Annotated in this window: 13 protein-coding genes; 7 read left to right on the forward strand and 6 right to left on the reverse strand. The window is 53.2% G+C overall.

Features of this window, described 5'->3' with window-relative positions:
* Positions 1–217: 217 nt before the first annotated feature.
* On the forward strand, positions 218–1,585 hold the full coding sequence (locus tag ACMGG1_RS07095) for an APC family permease (RefSeq protein WP_020827745.1): 1,368 nt from the start codon (positions 218–220) through the stop codon (positions 1,583–1,585).
* A 53-nt stretch (positions 1,586–1,638) separates the two neighbouring features.
* On the opposite strand, the gene sbcB is transcribed toward ACMGG1_RS07095, so the two are convergent.
* The 3 genes from sbcB to ACMGG1_RS07110 form a co-directional block, all read right to left on the reverse strand.
* Complete coding sequence (gene sbcB / locus ACMGG1_RS07100) at positions 1,639–3,066, reverse strand: exodeoxyribonuclease I (RefSeq protein ID WP_142814840.1); 1,428 nt, start codon at positions 3,064–3,066, stop codon at positions 1,639–1,641.
* Between the two features lie 100 nt (positions 3,067–3,166).
* Positions 3,167–3,361 carry a DNA polymerase III subunit theta gene (locus ACMGG1_RS07105; protein WP_046373098.1) on the reverse strand — a complete coding sequence of 65 codons (195 nt, stop codon included), beginning with the start codon at positions 3,359–3,361 and terminating at the stop codon, positions 3,167–3,169.
* A 76-nt stretch (positions 3,362–3,437) separates the two neighbouring features.
* Positions 3,438–3,647, reverse strand: coding sequence for a hypothetical protein (locus ACMGG1_RS07110; protein ID WP_122079862.1), 210 nt, complete (start codon positions 3,645–3,647; stop codon positions 3,438–3,440).
* A 258-nt stretch (positions 3,648–3,905) separates the two neighbouring features.
* Here ACMGG1_RS07110 and ACMGG1_RS07115 point away from each other — a divergent pair, with 258 nt between their 5' ends.
* Positions 3,906–5,015 carry an SDR family oxidoreductase gene (locus tag ACMGG1_RS07115; protein ID WP_046375008.1) on the forward strand — a complete coding sequence of 370 codons (1,110 nt, stop codon included), beginning with the start codon at positions 3,906–3,908 and terminating at the stop codon, positions 5,013–5,015.
* Positions 5,016–5,055: 40 nt separating this feature from the next.
* On the opposite strand, the gene ACMGG1_RS07120 is transcribed toward ACMGG1_RS07115, so the two are convergent.
* Entirely contained in the window at positions 5,056–5,802 is a 747-nt protein-coding gene (locus tag ACMGG1_RS07120) for a helix-turn-helix transcriptional regulator (protein WP_020827740.1), read from the reverse strand.
* 214 nt (positions 5,803–6,016) lie between these two features.
* Between ACMGG1_RS07120 and ACMGG1_RS07125 the strand changes: the two genes are divergently transcribed.
* From ACMGG1_RS07125 to tmaR, 3 genes are all read left to right on the forward strand, one after another.
* Positions 6,017–6,784, forward strand: coding sequence for an N-acetylmuramoyl-L-alanine amidase (locus ACMGG1_RS07125; RefSeq protein ID WP_262243980.1), 768 nt, complete (start codon positions 6,017–6,019; stop codon positions 6,782–6,784).
* A 99-nt stretch (positions 6,785–6,883) separates the two neighbouring features.
* Positions 6,884–7,951 (forward strand): FUSC family protein, encoded by a 1,068-nt coding sequence (locus ACMGG1_RS07130; RefSeq protein WP_020827738.1) that lies wholly within the window; start codon positions 6,884–6,886, stop codon positions 7,949–7,951.
* A gap of 161 nt (positions 7,952–8,112) precedes the next feature.
* Positions 8,113–8,430, forward strand: a complete 318-nt coding sequence (gene tmaR / locus ACMGG1_RS07135; protein WP_020827737.1) for a PTS system regulator TmaR — start codon at positions 8,113–8,115, stop codon at positions 8,428–8,430.
* A 69-nt stretch (positions 8,431–8,499) separates the two neighbouring features.
* On the opposite strand, the gene ACMGG1_RS07140 is transcribed toward tmaR, so the two are convergent.
* Positions 8,500–9,288 carry an ABC transporter substrate-binding protein gene (locus tag ACMGG1_RS07140; RefSeq protein ID WP_130016492.1) on the reverse strand — a complete coding sequence of 263 codons (789 nt, stop codon included), beginning with the start codon at positions 9,286–9,288 and terminating at the stop codon, positions 8,500–8,502.
* A 35-nt stretch (positions 9,289–9,323) separates the two neighbouring features.
* Positions 9,324–10,493, reverse strand: a complete 1,170-nt coding sequence (locus ACMGG1_RS07145) for a M20 aminoacylase family protein (protein WP_142814842.1) — start codon at positions 10,491–10,493, stop codon at positions 9,324–9,326.
* A gap of 139 nt (positions 10,494–10,632) precedes the next feature.
* On the opposite strand from ACMGG1_RS07145, the gene ACMGG1_RS07150 reads away from it, so the two are divergent.
* Positions 10,633–11,586, forward strand: a complete 954-nt coding sequence (locus tag ACMGG1_RS07150; RefSeq protein WP_020827734.1) for a LysR family transcriptional regulator — start codon at positions 10,633–10,635, stop codon at positions 11,584–11,586.
* Between the two features lie 216 nt (positions 11,587–11,802).
* A complete protein-coding gene (locus ACMGG1_RS07155) occupies positions 11,803–12,594 on the forward strand; it encodes a PhzF family phenazine biosynthesis protein (RefSeq protein WP_261102683.1) in 792 nt (263 codons plus the stop codon).
* Positions 12,595–12,906 lie beyond the last annotated feature (312 nt).

The raw sequence follows: 12,906 nt of genomic DNA on the forward strand, positions 1-12,906 counted from the left end.
ATAAGAAAGATGGGGCAATTTTTCACTTTAGCACCGGTGCCCGCCGGTTTCCGCTGCGGTCGCAGCGATTATGGAGCAGCCAAGGCAGCCTTGACTCGTTATCCAGCTTCCAATCCCCTTCTTTTTGAATTCAGTCGCAAGTTGCGAAGTTTCCCCGCAACCTTAAGTCTTGGCGTGTCTATATTCCGCAAGGCAGAAGGTAAGGGGGGGCTGCGCAATGTCCGATAACATCATCAGCGCCGCACCGGCTCAACGCGCACAGCTGCGTAAAACCCTGACTTTAGTTCCGGTAGTGATGATGGGCCTGGCTTACCTGCAGCCAATGACCATCTTCGATACCTTTGGCATCGTTTCCGGCCTGACCGATGGTCACGTCGCGACGGCGTACGCCTTTGCTCTGCTGGCGGTTCTGTTTACCGCATTGAGCTACGGCAAACTGGTACGGAAATTCCCGTCCGCCGGTTCTGCTTATACCTATGCCCAGAAGGCCATCAGCCCGCACGTCGGCTTTATGGTGGGCTGGTCATCACTGCTGGACTACCTGTTCATGCCGATGATCAACATTCTGCTGGCAAAAATTTACCTGGAAGCCATCTTCCCGGGTGTGCCTTCGTGGATCTTCGTGGCAGCGCTGGTTGGGCTGATGACGATTTTCAACCTGCGCGGCATTAAGCTGGTAGCAAACCTGAACTCCATTATCGTGGTGGTGCAGGTGGCGATCATGATCGTGTTCCTGTTCCTGGTGGTGAATGGCATTTCGCATGGCGAAGGTGCAGGCACGCTGATCAGCAGCCGCCCGTTCTGGTCTGAGAATGCGCACGTGGTGCCGATGATTACCGGCGCGACCATTTTGTGCTTCTCGTTCCTCGGTTTTGACGGTATCAGTTCGCTGTCTGAGGAAACCAAAGATGCAGAGAATGTGATCCCGAAAGCTATCTTCCTGACGGCATTGATCGGCGGCATCATCTTTATCGTGGTGTCTTACTTCGTGCAGCTGTACTTCCCGGACATCTCGCGCTTCAAAGATCCTGATGCGTCCCAGCCGGAAATCATGCTGTACGTGGCCGGTAAGTTCTTCCAGTCGGTGATCCTGGTGTTCTCCTGCGTAACCGTACTGGCTTCAGGCATGGCGTCGCACGCCGGTGTTTCACGCCTGATGTACGTGATGGGCCGTGACGGCGTATTCCCGGAGCGCTTCTTTGGTTATGTGCATCCGAAATGGCGTACTCCAGCGCTGAACGTGCTGTTGGTTGGCGTGATTGCGCTGTCTGCGGTGTCGTTTGACCTGGTAACGGCGACGGCGTTGATTAATTTCGGTGCGCTGGTGGCGTTCACCTTCGTGAACCTGTCGGTTATCTCGCAGTTCTATATCCGCGACAAGTTGAACCGTACCGTTAAAGATACCTTCAACTACCTGATCCTGCCGGTATTAGGGGCGCTAACTGTTGGCGCACTGTGGATCAATCTGGAAGCCAGCTCAATGACGTTGGGTCTGGTATGGGCGGCGATTGGTCTGATTTATCTGGCCTTCGTGACGCGCAGCTTCCGTCTGCCGGTACCGCAGGCTAGCGAAGACGTGGCTTAAGCTTTTATCGCTAAGCATTAAAAAGGGCGCCTTGGCGCCCTTTATTGTTTTTGTTACCCCACCAACTCTTTGCCGTATTCAAACAGCGCTTTCAACAGCGCGGTCTTTTCTTTATCGCCTTCATGCAGGTTATACAACGACTCCAGTTGCAGCACGTAGCTCTGCACTCGCTCGGCGCTTAATACTTCCTGGCGGTGCTGTAACCAGCGGCGTTGCTCGGCGTCGTCCAGCGTATTGGGGTAGTTGCGGGCACGAAAACGGAACAACAGCTCCTTCATGCGCCCATCGCTGAAAGTCAGATCCAGTGCCGGCAGGTTCTGCGGCTTGGTTTGCTGGATGATTTTCATCGCAGCCTTGTCGGCATCGCTGAAGAAACCGTCATACAGCCGGGCGTCGACGTCGTCAGAGCCTTTGAAAGGTTCGGCTTCGGCGAACAACGCCACCACTTTTTCGCGCACCTCCGGATGCTGGCGCAGCAACTGCAAGTTTTGCAGGCAGGCCTGACGGTCGATCCCCAGTCGCTCGGCGTTTTCCGGCAACAAGGTCTTGGCCGGCGCCAATACCGGGCACTTGTTGATATGCACCAGTTTGATCGGTACCGGCGATTGTCCGGGTGCCAGATCTTCCCGGCGGGTATACAGCCGTTCGCGCAGTTCATCGGCGCTCAACGTCAGTAATGGCGTCATGTCACCGGCTAAATCGCACATGATGACGGCGTTTTTGTTGTCCGGGTGCCAGGCCAGCGGCGATACCCAACTGGTGTTGCCGCGCGCGGCGCCGAACATGCCGGAAACGTGCACCAATGGCGTCATCTCTGCGATGTCGATCAGGGCGTTCAGCTTATGCTTATTGCGGTGTTGCAGCAGGAAATCAAACAGTCGTGGTTGTGCCTGCTTGACCAGTTTGGCCATGGCGATAGTGGCGTAAACGTCCGACATGGCGTCATGGGCATGCTCATGCTCGACGCCGTTGGCACGAGTCAGGTGTTCCAGCCGGAAACTGGGGAAGCCATCTTCGTTTTCTGGCCACACGATGCCGTCCGGGCGCAGCGCATAGCAGGCGCGCATCACATCGAGCAGATCCCAACGCGAATTACCGTTCTGCCAGCTGTAGGCGTAGGGATCGTAGAAGCTGCGGTAGAAAATATTACGGCTGACTTCGTCATCGAAGCGGATATTGTTGTAACCGAGAATGCAGGTGCCAGGCACGCTGAACGCCTGATGGATCTGGCGTGCAAATTCGGCCTCGTTGACGCCTTTGGCCAGCGCCAGTTGCGGCGTGATACCGGTGATCATCACCGCTTCAGGATCGGGCAAGTAGTCATCGGCCGGGGTGCAGTAGATGACCAACGGCTCTTCGATAATGTTGAAATCCATATCGGTACGCACACCGGCAAACTGCGCCGGGCGGTCCAGGGAGGGACTTTTGCCGAAGGTCTCATAATCGTGAATATAAAATGTGGCCGGTGCCTTGCTGCTCAAATTCGCATCTCTCAGGTGGCGTAGGGAATATTGCTCTATTGTAACGGCGAGATGTGCGATGCCAAGCAGTCGTTAGCGTTAATCGCCGAAATGCGCGGGATTACGCATTGCGATAGTAGTTCAGGCGCAGACGAAAGTAGGGGCGTAAATAATCGGGCACTTGTTCTTCGGCACTGGCACCGTTGTTGTTGGTGCTGATGCCATAACGTTCGTTATAAATAACGCTGAGAGCGAGTAAATCGGCTTCAATCTTTTCACGTTCTGCTTGCGGTAAGCTATCCAGCTTTCGCCCCATATGATTCTCCCTGTGATTGTAAGGGCATCATAGGATCGTTAACCTGACTTGTCCCTACCCCATTCAGGGGGGAGGCTCATGAAGTGTGTGAGCGTGCCTGCAGAGGCTGGCCTGATGCCGCAGTCCCCTGATAATGCTGAGAGTATTTGGCCGTATATTCCTGCTGATTTTGCATTTGTGCGCGATCAAAGGCTTTATGGGCCGATAACACACCACCAATCACCGCCAGCCAGAAAAGGCTGCACAGGACCAGGACGCCCAACCAGACTTTTTGGTTATAGCTCATAAAAAACTCCGGATGATAAAAGGGAATAACATTTACCAGAGAATTAAATCAGAGTTTATATCAATGCTTTGTCAACGGCGGTGTTTATTATGGTTGTTTTCTTATTAATGTGTTACCAAATGCCGCAGCCATGTTTCAAAACATTCCTTAAGATAATATTAAGAAAAGATAAGTTTGTGCCACTGAGTTTTATTTAATATCCGTTTAATTATCCCCACATACAATCAGCAGCATTCAATACCAATGTGGGTGCACATTATGAAAACTCTGCTGTTAACCGGCGCTACCGGCTTTCTCGGTGGTGCAGTGCTTGAGAAATTACTGAAAGAAAATCAGGCGATTAACTATCTTCTGTTAGTGCGGGCTGATAATGCACAGCAGGGGCTAGACCGTATTCGGATGAATATGGAGAAGTTTAATATTGAAGCCGAACTATTTTCTAAAATCACGATAGAAAATATATTGTTGGGGGATCTGAGTGAGCCAGCTGACTTTTTAGCAGACACAAGGATTAACAATGTAACGCACGTTATTAATTGTGCCGCCGTAGCCTCTTTCGGTAATAACCCCCTTATTTGGAAGGTTAACGTGGAAGGCACTTTGGCATTCGCCAAAAGAATGGCGCAGGTGTCTGGATTAAAACGTTTCCTGCATGTGGGGACGGCAATGTCCTGCGCGCCGGAACCCGGTTCACTGGTAGCGGAAAGCGGTGAATTTGAAGAAACGGCCGAGCATTTGGTGGAATATACCCGTTCCAAATCCACCATTGAGCAGCTCATGCGTCAACATTGCCCGCAGCTACCGCTGGTGATTGCTCGTCCTTCGATCGTGGTAGGGCATACTCGCCTGGGCTGTCAGCCTTCCAGCAGTATTTTCTGGGTGTTCAGCATGGCGCTGATGCTGCGTAAGTTTATGTGCTCGCTGCAGGACAATATCGATGTGATCCCGGTTGATTACTGTGCTGATGCGATGGTGATGCTGTTGAACAGCGAGACGCTGGATAACGACGTTTATCATATCTCCGCCGGTGAAGAGAGCAGCGTTAGCTTCGCGGACATTGATCGCGCCATTGCCGCTGCGTTGGAGAAGCCTCCGCTCGGCGATCACTATGCGCAGGTCAGTTATGAAGCCCTGTTGAAAATGCGCAAGCAGCTCAAAGATATTTTCGGGCCATGTAATGAACGCCTGATGCTGAAAGCGATGCGCCTGTATGGATCTTTTGCCATGCTCAACGTGCGGTTCAGCAATGACAAAATCCTTAAGCTGGGCATGCCGAAACCGCCGCGTTTTACCGACTACATCGCCTGTTGCGTGCAGTCGACCCGGGGCCTGTCCATTCAGCAGCAGATGGTGGTGGATTTCAAATAACAGCACGGCGCCGGTTAGCGGCGCCTGCTGCATCCTCGCATTACCAGGACGAAGACGACCAGAAAACGCGCCCCAGCACCACCAGTTGGTCTTTGCGCTGCGGGTAGCTCAGGTGTTCGTCCTGGTATTCTTCCCGGTTCAATGAACGAATGGTGACGCCACCGTCGGGCTGTTCGATCAGCACTTTTACCCGCAGCAGGTTACCGTGGCGAATCGCGTAGGTTTTCCCTTCGCGGATGCGAGTATCATCGGTATTGATCCCCACTACGTCGCCGTCTTGCAGCCGGGGCTCCATGCTGGATCCTGAAATGCGGATGATCCGCGCGGCATTCACCGCCACCCCCATCTTGTGCAGATAGTAGCGGCGGAAAATCAGCGAAAACTCTTCACGATCGACAATTTCATAACAGCCATCGCCGGCAGAAAAATTGATATCCAGCAGGGGGATTTCCACAAACTCTTCCTTGTCCTGTTCGGTATCTTCCCACACCACCGGCTTGAGGCGGGCAGGTTGAAAATCCGACTCTGCCGCCACGTTATCGAACGGGCGAACCAATTCTTTTTCATGGAACACGTCGAACCAGCCCTTGGGCAGGTTCAGTTTGGCCTCGATCCGCCTGGCGAGATTATCGCCCAGGTTGCGGGAGGACTTTTCACCGCTGATTTGGCTCAACGTGGGCGAAGAGGACTCAACCAGCACCGCAAAATCATTCTGGTTGATACCCTGCCGGGCGTAGCTGGCCATCAGCTCGCGCAAATTATTGCGTCTTATTTCTTTGGTTTCCATGGCCGGATGATCGCATTCTTTAGCAAAAAGGTAAATATCGTTTTTGCTAAATTTAGCTTGCTTTAAATTTAGCAATTAGCTAAAAATTGACGAGTGGACAAGGTCCATGAAGGAATTGTAGGGCGCTGCAAGTTGCGCCAGTATGAATCGGGGCGAATACTCTTGCCCTTTACAGTGGTTGGATCACACGTGTTTAACCCACAAGGAATCTACGATGTTCAGTATGGATTACAACAGCTACCGTTCGGTAGCCAGCTTCGGCCACCGGGTGCGCTTTTTGGTGCTGCACTATACCGCGCAGAATTTTGCCGATTCGGTGCAGTCATTGACCGGCAAGTCGGTCAGCGCTCATTATCTGGTGCCGGATCCCGAAGATCCAACCTATAAGGCGGCAGGCTTTAGCGGCGTAAGGATTTTCAATCTGGTCGATGAAGTCGAGCGGGCCTGGCATGCCGGCACCAGCCAGTGGGGCAATCGTTCGAACCTCAACGATACCGCGATTGGCATTGAGATCGTCAATCTGGCGAGCGGAGATGGCGAAGACATCACTTTCCCACCTTTTAACCCGCAGCAGATCGCGGCGGTAACTCAATTGACGCAAAATATTTTGCAGCGCTATCCGGATATCACGCCGGTTAACGTAGTGGCACATTCCGATATTGCTCCCGGCCGCAAAAGCGATCCCGGCCCGCAATTTCCTTGGTATCAGCTGTACCAGGCCGGTGTCGGTGCATGGTATGACGACGCGGTGAAGCAGCGTTATCAGCATGAGTATCAATGCCAGGGGGTACCTACACAGCAAGATTTACTGGCGCTATTTGCCAGGTATGGATACGACACCTCGGCGGTGACCAATGCAGAGGGTTACCGCCAGCTGGTTCGCGCCTTCCAACTGCATTTCCGCCAGCGCAAATATGACGGTGTGATGGATGCCGAAACCGCCGCCATTTTACGCGCGCTGGTGGATAAATATGCCGCTTAAGGCTTGAGCGCGGATGAGGGACGCCTTATCCGCCTTTTCTCCCAACCCTTTCCTCCGCTAAACTGATGCTCTTTCTCGCCACTGATAACGGGATGCATCGTGCGCCTCGACAGAAAAATATCCTCGTTCGAACGTCTGACCTATCGCCATTACCGCATTGTGCACGGCGTGCGCATTGGGCTGGCGTTTATCCTGACCTTTATGCTGATCCGCCTGCTCGAAGTGCCGGAAGGCACCTGGCCACTGATTACGCTGGTGGTGGTGATGGGACCGATCTCGTTCTGGGGCAATGTGCTGCAACGGGCGTTGCAGCGTATCGCAGGTACGGTATTTGGCGCCGCCTCGGGGCTGATTGCCCTGTATCTCGAGCTTTACTCATTGCCGCTGATGCTGGTGTGGTGCGGGGTGGTGATGTTTTTCTGTGGCTATCTGACGCTCGGTAAGCGGCCCTACATGGCGCTGCTGGTGGGGATCACGCTGGCGGTGGTTTGCGGTGCGGGGGCCGGTGATATGCATACCGCACTGTGGCGCAGCGGTGACGTAATTTTTGGTTCGCTGTTGGCTTTGCTGTTCACCAGCATTTATCCGCAACGTGCTTATATTTTGTGGCGTATGGAGATGGCGGATTGCCTGGAAAACGTCAGCAAGATCTACGGCGCGTACCTGTCACCAAATATGATAGAACGGCCGCGGCTGGAGCCACAGCTGAAAGACCTGCTCAATAAGGTCGTTAAATTACGCGGCCTGATTGTCCCCAGCAGCAAAGAGACCCACATCCCCAAAGCGGTTTTCGAGGCGGTGCAGACGCTGAGCCGCAACCTGGTTTGTACGCTGGAATTGCTGGCCGACGCTTATTGGGCCTCGCGCGAAACCCACTTTATTATGCTGAATGCCAAAACGCTGCGCAGTGCGCAACTGCTAACGCTGAATTCGTTGCAGTCGCTGGCAGTAACGATGCGTGACGGCCCGCAGACACAGTTGTCGGCAGAAGCGGGGCAACTGAGCGAAATTGCCGCCGAATTGAAAACCCTGATGCAGGAGGCCAGCTTCAGTCAGCACGGCGAAGCGCCAATTTATGGCTACGTATGGTTGAGCATGGAACTGACGCAGCAGTTGGAGGAACTGGGCGATCTGCTCAAGGTGTGTACCGCCAGCGGGCGTGAATAGGGGGTCAGATCATGAAGCGGGCGCTTCGGGTTTTTGTCATGACGCCAAAGTGAGTAAGATAGGGCGATGAGTGTTGTGCCTGACCGCCACAAACCTGTATCTTGGTACCATTGTGGCCGTAAGCAAATGAATCTGTGTATTACTAAAGCAAGGGTATGAAGATGGATAATGCAAATAAGCCGAGTTTCCAGGACGTTCTGGAGTTTGTGCGTATGTTCCGACGTAAAAATAAGCTGCAGCGTGAAATTGTCGACAACGAGAAGAAAGTTCGTGATAACCAAAAACGCGTGCTGCTGCTCGATAACCTGAGCGAGTACATCAAGCCGGGCATGAGCATTGAAGACGTTCAGGGCATCATTGCCAATATGCGCAGCGACTATGAAGATCGCGTTGATGATTACATCATCAAAAATGCCGATTTGTCCAAAGAACGCCGCGAACTGTCCAAAAAGCTGAAGGCTATGGGCGAAGTGAAGTAACCGTTTTTATCGGGTCAGGCATTCGCCTGGCCCTTTTATTGTTTTCCCTGTATCCCCAGTCCAGCCCCTTTAGTGGCCTGCGCCGTACACGTCAAAATCAAAGTATTTATCGTTCACCTTCTTGTAGGTACCGTTGGCGATGATCGCCTGCAGCGCAGCATTGAACGCGTTACGCAGGGCGATATCCTCTTTACGCAGCCCAATGCCGTCACCGATACCGAAATATTTGCTGTCACTGAGTTCGGCACCGATAAAGGCAAAGTCTTTTCCTGCTGGGGTGTGGAAAAACTCACTGGCACTGACGCTGGCCAGCAACGAAGCATCTAAGCGGCCGTTGATCAAATCCTCATTGGCTTCCTGCTGGCTCTGGTAGGACACCACGTTAACGCCGGCCGGCCGCCACAGGGCGTTGGCATAAGTTTCCTGACTGGATCCCTGCTGCACGCCAATGGATTTACCTTTCAGCGAAGCCGCCGTGGGTTGCAGGTTGCTGCCTTTACGGGCCACTAATCGTGCAGGCGCATTAGACACCTTGTCCGAGAAGGCGATCTGCGCCTGGCGCTGCGGCGTAATGGTCATCGACGAGGCAATCGCATCAAATTTTTTCGCCAGCAACCCCGGGATCATTCCATCCCAACTGCTCTCAACCCAAACGCATTTGGCCTGCATTTGATCGCACATTGCCTGTGCAATATCGACCCCAAATCCGGTCAACGCCCCCTGTGGCGTTTTAAATTCCAGCGGTGGATAGGTCGGATCCACGCCGAGTTTAATTACTTTTCCGCTGAATTCCCCAGCAGAAACGGCGAAACTGAACGCCAGCGGCAGCAGGAGAACCAGGCTAATCTTTGTTTTCATTTTATGTTCCTCGGCGTAATGGTGTGCAAAAGGGATTAAGCCAAAAAGCGCTCAACCAGCTTGACCCAGTAAGTGGCGCCAATCGGCAGGCACTCGTCGTTAAAATCGTAACCGGCGTTATGTAGCGAATTGCCGGGCGTACTATCCCCATTGCCGATCGAGATATAGCTGCCGGGGCATTTTTCCAACATAAATGCGAAGTCTTCGCTGGCGGTAAAGGGGCGCAGAGACGGGATCAACTGCTGTTCACCCGCCCAGTCCAATGCGACTGTGCGTGCCAGCTCAGTTTCCGCCATGTGATTTACCAAAACCGGATAACCCTGTTGGTAATCAATGTCCGCCCGAGCACCAAAACTGGCGGCTTGCGCTTCTACCAGCGCCGTAATGCGGTTTTCCAGCCGTTGGCGAACGCCCGCATCCAGTGCGCGTACGCTTAGCGTCATGGTTGCTGTGGCAGGGATCACGTTGGCGGCACGGCCTGCCTGGATCGCGCCAACCGTCACAATTGCCGTTTCCTGCGGATCGATATTTCTCGAGACGATGGTTTGCAGACTCATCACAATAGCGGCACAAACCACCACCGGATCGACCGTGTGCTGCGGCACCGCGCCGTGGCCGCCATGACCGTGCAGGGTAATATTGACCGTATCGGCCGAACACATGAAAGCGCCGCTGGCAAAGCCCAACTGGCCGACCGGAAAGCCGGGTACGTTGTGCATGGCGAACACCGCATCACAGGGAAAACGTTCGAACAAGCCGTCTTCAATCATCACTCTGGCGCCGCCGCCGCCTTCTTCCGCCGGCTGAAAAATCAGATGCAGAGTCCCGGTAAAATCAGAGTGTTGCGCCAGATAACGCGCCGCTGCCAGCAGCATAGTGGTGTGGCCATCATGACCGCAGGCATGCATCACGCCGCGGTGGGTGCTGGTGTAGCTTAATCCGCTGGTTTCTTCAATCGGCAATGCATCCATATCGGCACGCAAACCCAGTGATTTTCCCGAGCCTCGCCGCAAGGTGGCGACAACGCCTGTTTGCCCCAATTCCCGTGTAACCTGATAGCCCCAGTTGGACAGCAGTTTTGCGACCAACTCGCCGGTGGCAAACTCGTTGAACCCCAATTCGGGGTGAGCATGAATATGGCGGCGGATAGCGACCATTTCATGCTTAACTGCCGCTATTTCAGGTAAGACAAGCGGATTATTCATCGCGGTATCCTGATTGAATATTCGATTTCAGACGTTCGATAAGCGGAAAACAAGATACTCCCGACACTAGCAAACAACCCGTTGGTCGGGGAGCCGCCGTTCGGTTATGCTGACAACAATAGATTGTCATGGGGGCGTCATGAAACTGCATCAGTTACAGGCATTGGTGGCCAGCGCTGACGGCGGCAGTATCCGCGCCGCCGCGAGGCAATTGGGGCTTTCACAGGCAGCGGTTACGCGCGCTTTGCGTGAACTGGAGCAACAACAGGAACTGCCGTTGCTGCTTCGCTCTCCGAGCGGGCTGGGGTTTACGCCGTACGGGAAAACGCTGTTGGCACATGCCCGGTTGGTGCTGAATCAGCTGGAACAGGCTAATAATGAAATGGCGGGGTTACGCGGGTTAGCGCAAGAGCAGGTGAAAGCGGCCATTACGCCGTGGTTGATGTTGACGGTGTTGCCGACGGCGGTGTTGGCCTTTCGCAAAAAGATGCCCAAGGTGAAACTGGAACTGTTTGAAAGCCTGATGGCCAACGCGCAATCACAATTGCGTGAGGGCACGATGGATTTTGCCATCACGCCGCTTCCGGTTTCGATGGCACCGCAGGAGTTTCATTGTGAACCCTTGCTCGATTATGAAACGGCGGTGATGGTGCGGCAGGGGCATTCGTTGAGCCAAAGCACCTCGATTCACCAGTTGCTGGAGCAGGATTGGGTGCTGAACTACACACCGGAAAATCATGACGATTTAATTCATCAACTGTTCAGCCAACACGGCGCTCACCTCGATCCGAATCGTATTATTCATGCGCATTCCCTGGGTATGCTGCAGGCGATGGTAGAGTCGGCGGACATGTGTACCTGGTGTCCGGCGCCGTTGGTCGGCCTGCCGCAGTTTGCCGGGCGCTTGCAGCCGTTGGTGCTGCGGGAAAGTTGCGATCCGGCACGGCTGAATATCGTGACTCGTCGCAACAGCATTCTCAGCACCGCCGCCCATGCGCTGATTGATAACCTGATTCGCACTCTGCGCCAGCACGCCCGCTCCGCACGACAGGAGGACCGACTGATTTATGATCGGGTGCGGCTGTTGATTTAGGAATAGGGAGTGGTACGAGCGGGTTGGAGGGGCGGCTATTCAGGGCATTAAGCAGATGCCTTCATATCGCAAGAAAACGCTATACCGTATTCAGTGTTAGTTAGACGCTATCTTCATTTTTTCGGGGGGATGTGGATACATGAAAAATACGAAATTGCATGTTGTCGTGGCGTGGTAGAGTGTGGGCTGCCCGAAGATCGATTAGAGATTTACGCCATGCAACAAATTGATTTTTACATGATAGATGCCTTTAGCAACACGACTTTTGGCGGTAATGCCGCAGCGGTATGTCCGTTAACAGAATGGTTGCCTGATGAGACATTATTGAAAATGGCCCAGCAGCATAACCAGTCAGAAACAGCATTCTTTGTCGCAAATGATACTGGCTTTGAGTTGCGATGGTTTACCTCCCTGGCTGAAATAAATCTGTGTGGGCATGCCACACTGGCAGCTGCGCACGTTATCTTTGAACATCTTGATTACCCAGGTTCGACTATTCATTTTGCTACCCGATTTGTTGGCCCGCTGACGGTGGTACGCAACGATAAATGGCTGACGCTCGATTTTCCTGCATGGGAAACCAAGCCTGTCATGCCACCGGCATTATTGCTGGAAACGTTGGGCATCACAGAATGTAAAGAAGTGCGCGTGGCGCGTGATTACCTGGTAGTAATGGAGAATCGGCAGCAGGTCGAAACTGTACGCCCGAATATCAATGGCATGCTTCCCCTGGGAAAAATGGTGTGTATAACGGCTGCAGGTGACGGTGAATACGATTTTGTTAGCCGTTTCTTCTGCCCAGGCGAAGCCGTAGCGGAAGACCCTGTTACAGGTTCGGCGCATAGCATGCTCATTCCTTACTGGGCTGAAAAACTGAATAAAACGCAGATGTTGGCGCATCAGGGATTAGAGCGTGGCGGGGATTTACGCTGCCAGCTAGTGGGCAATCGCGTTTACATCGGCGGACAGGCAACAACCTATCTGATAGGCAAAGTGCTGTTGCGCTAGACCTATTGAATGCTGCTCAAAATATAAGGTCTGCTGCCACCCTTAGCCGCCGTTCACCCAATCTCCAAAAGCAAAACGCCCGCTTAAGTTTCCTTAAGCGGGCGTCTTTAATATGGCTCCTCTGACTGGGATCGCCTTCGCCAGTAACTGGCTGATAAAAATAGTGATCCATAATTCTCGAGTTGTCAAGACCACCAAAGTGACCCCATTTTGATCATGCGCTTAACCACATTCAACGTACGGAGTAAGGCTAATTCAACCAAATCAACTCTACAGTGGATTGTCTAAGAGTTCCCTTTTCTGTGAAATTAA

Source organism: Serratia sp. BNK-12, from assembly GCF_047456085.1.
In the GTDB taxonomy this organism is placed as follows: domain Bacteria; phylum Pseudomonadota; class Gammaproteobacteria; order Enterobacterales; family Enterobacteriaceae; genus Serratia; species Serratia liquefaciens.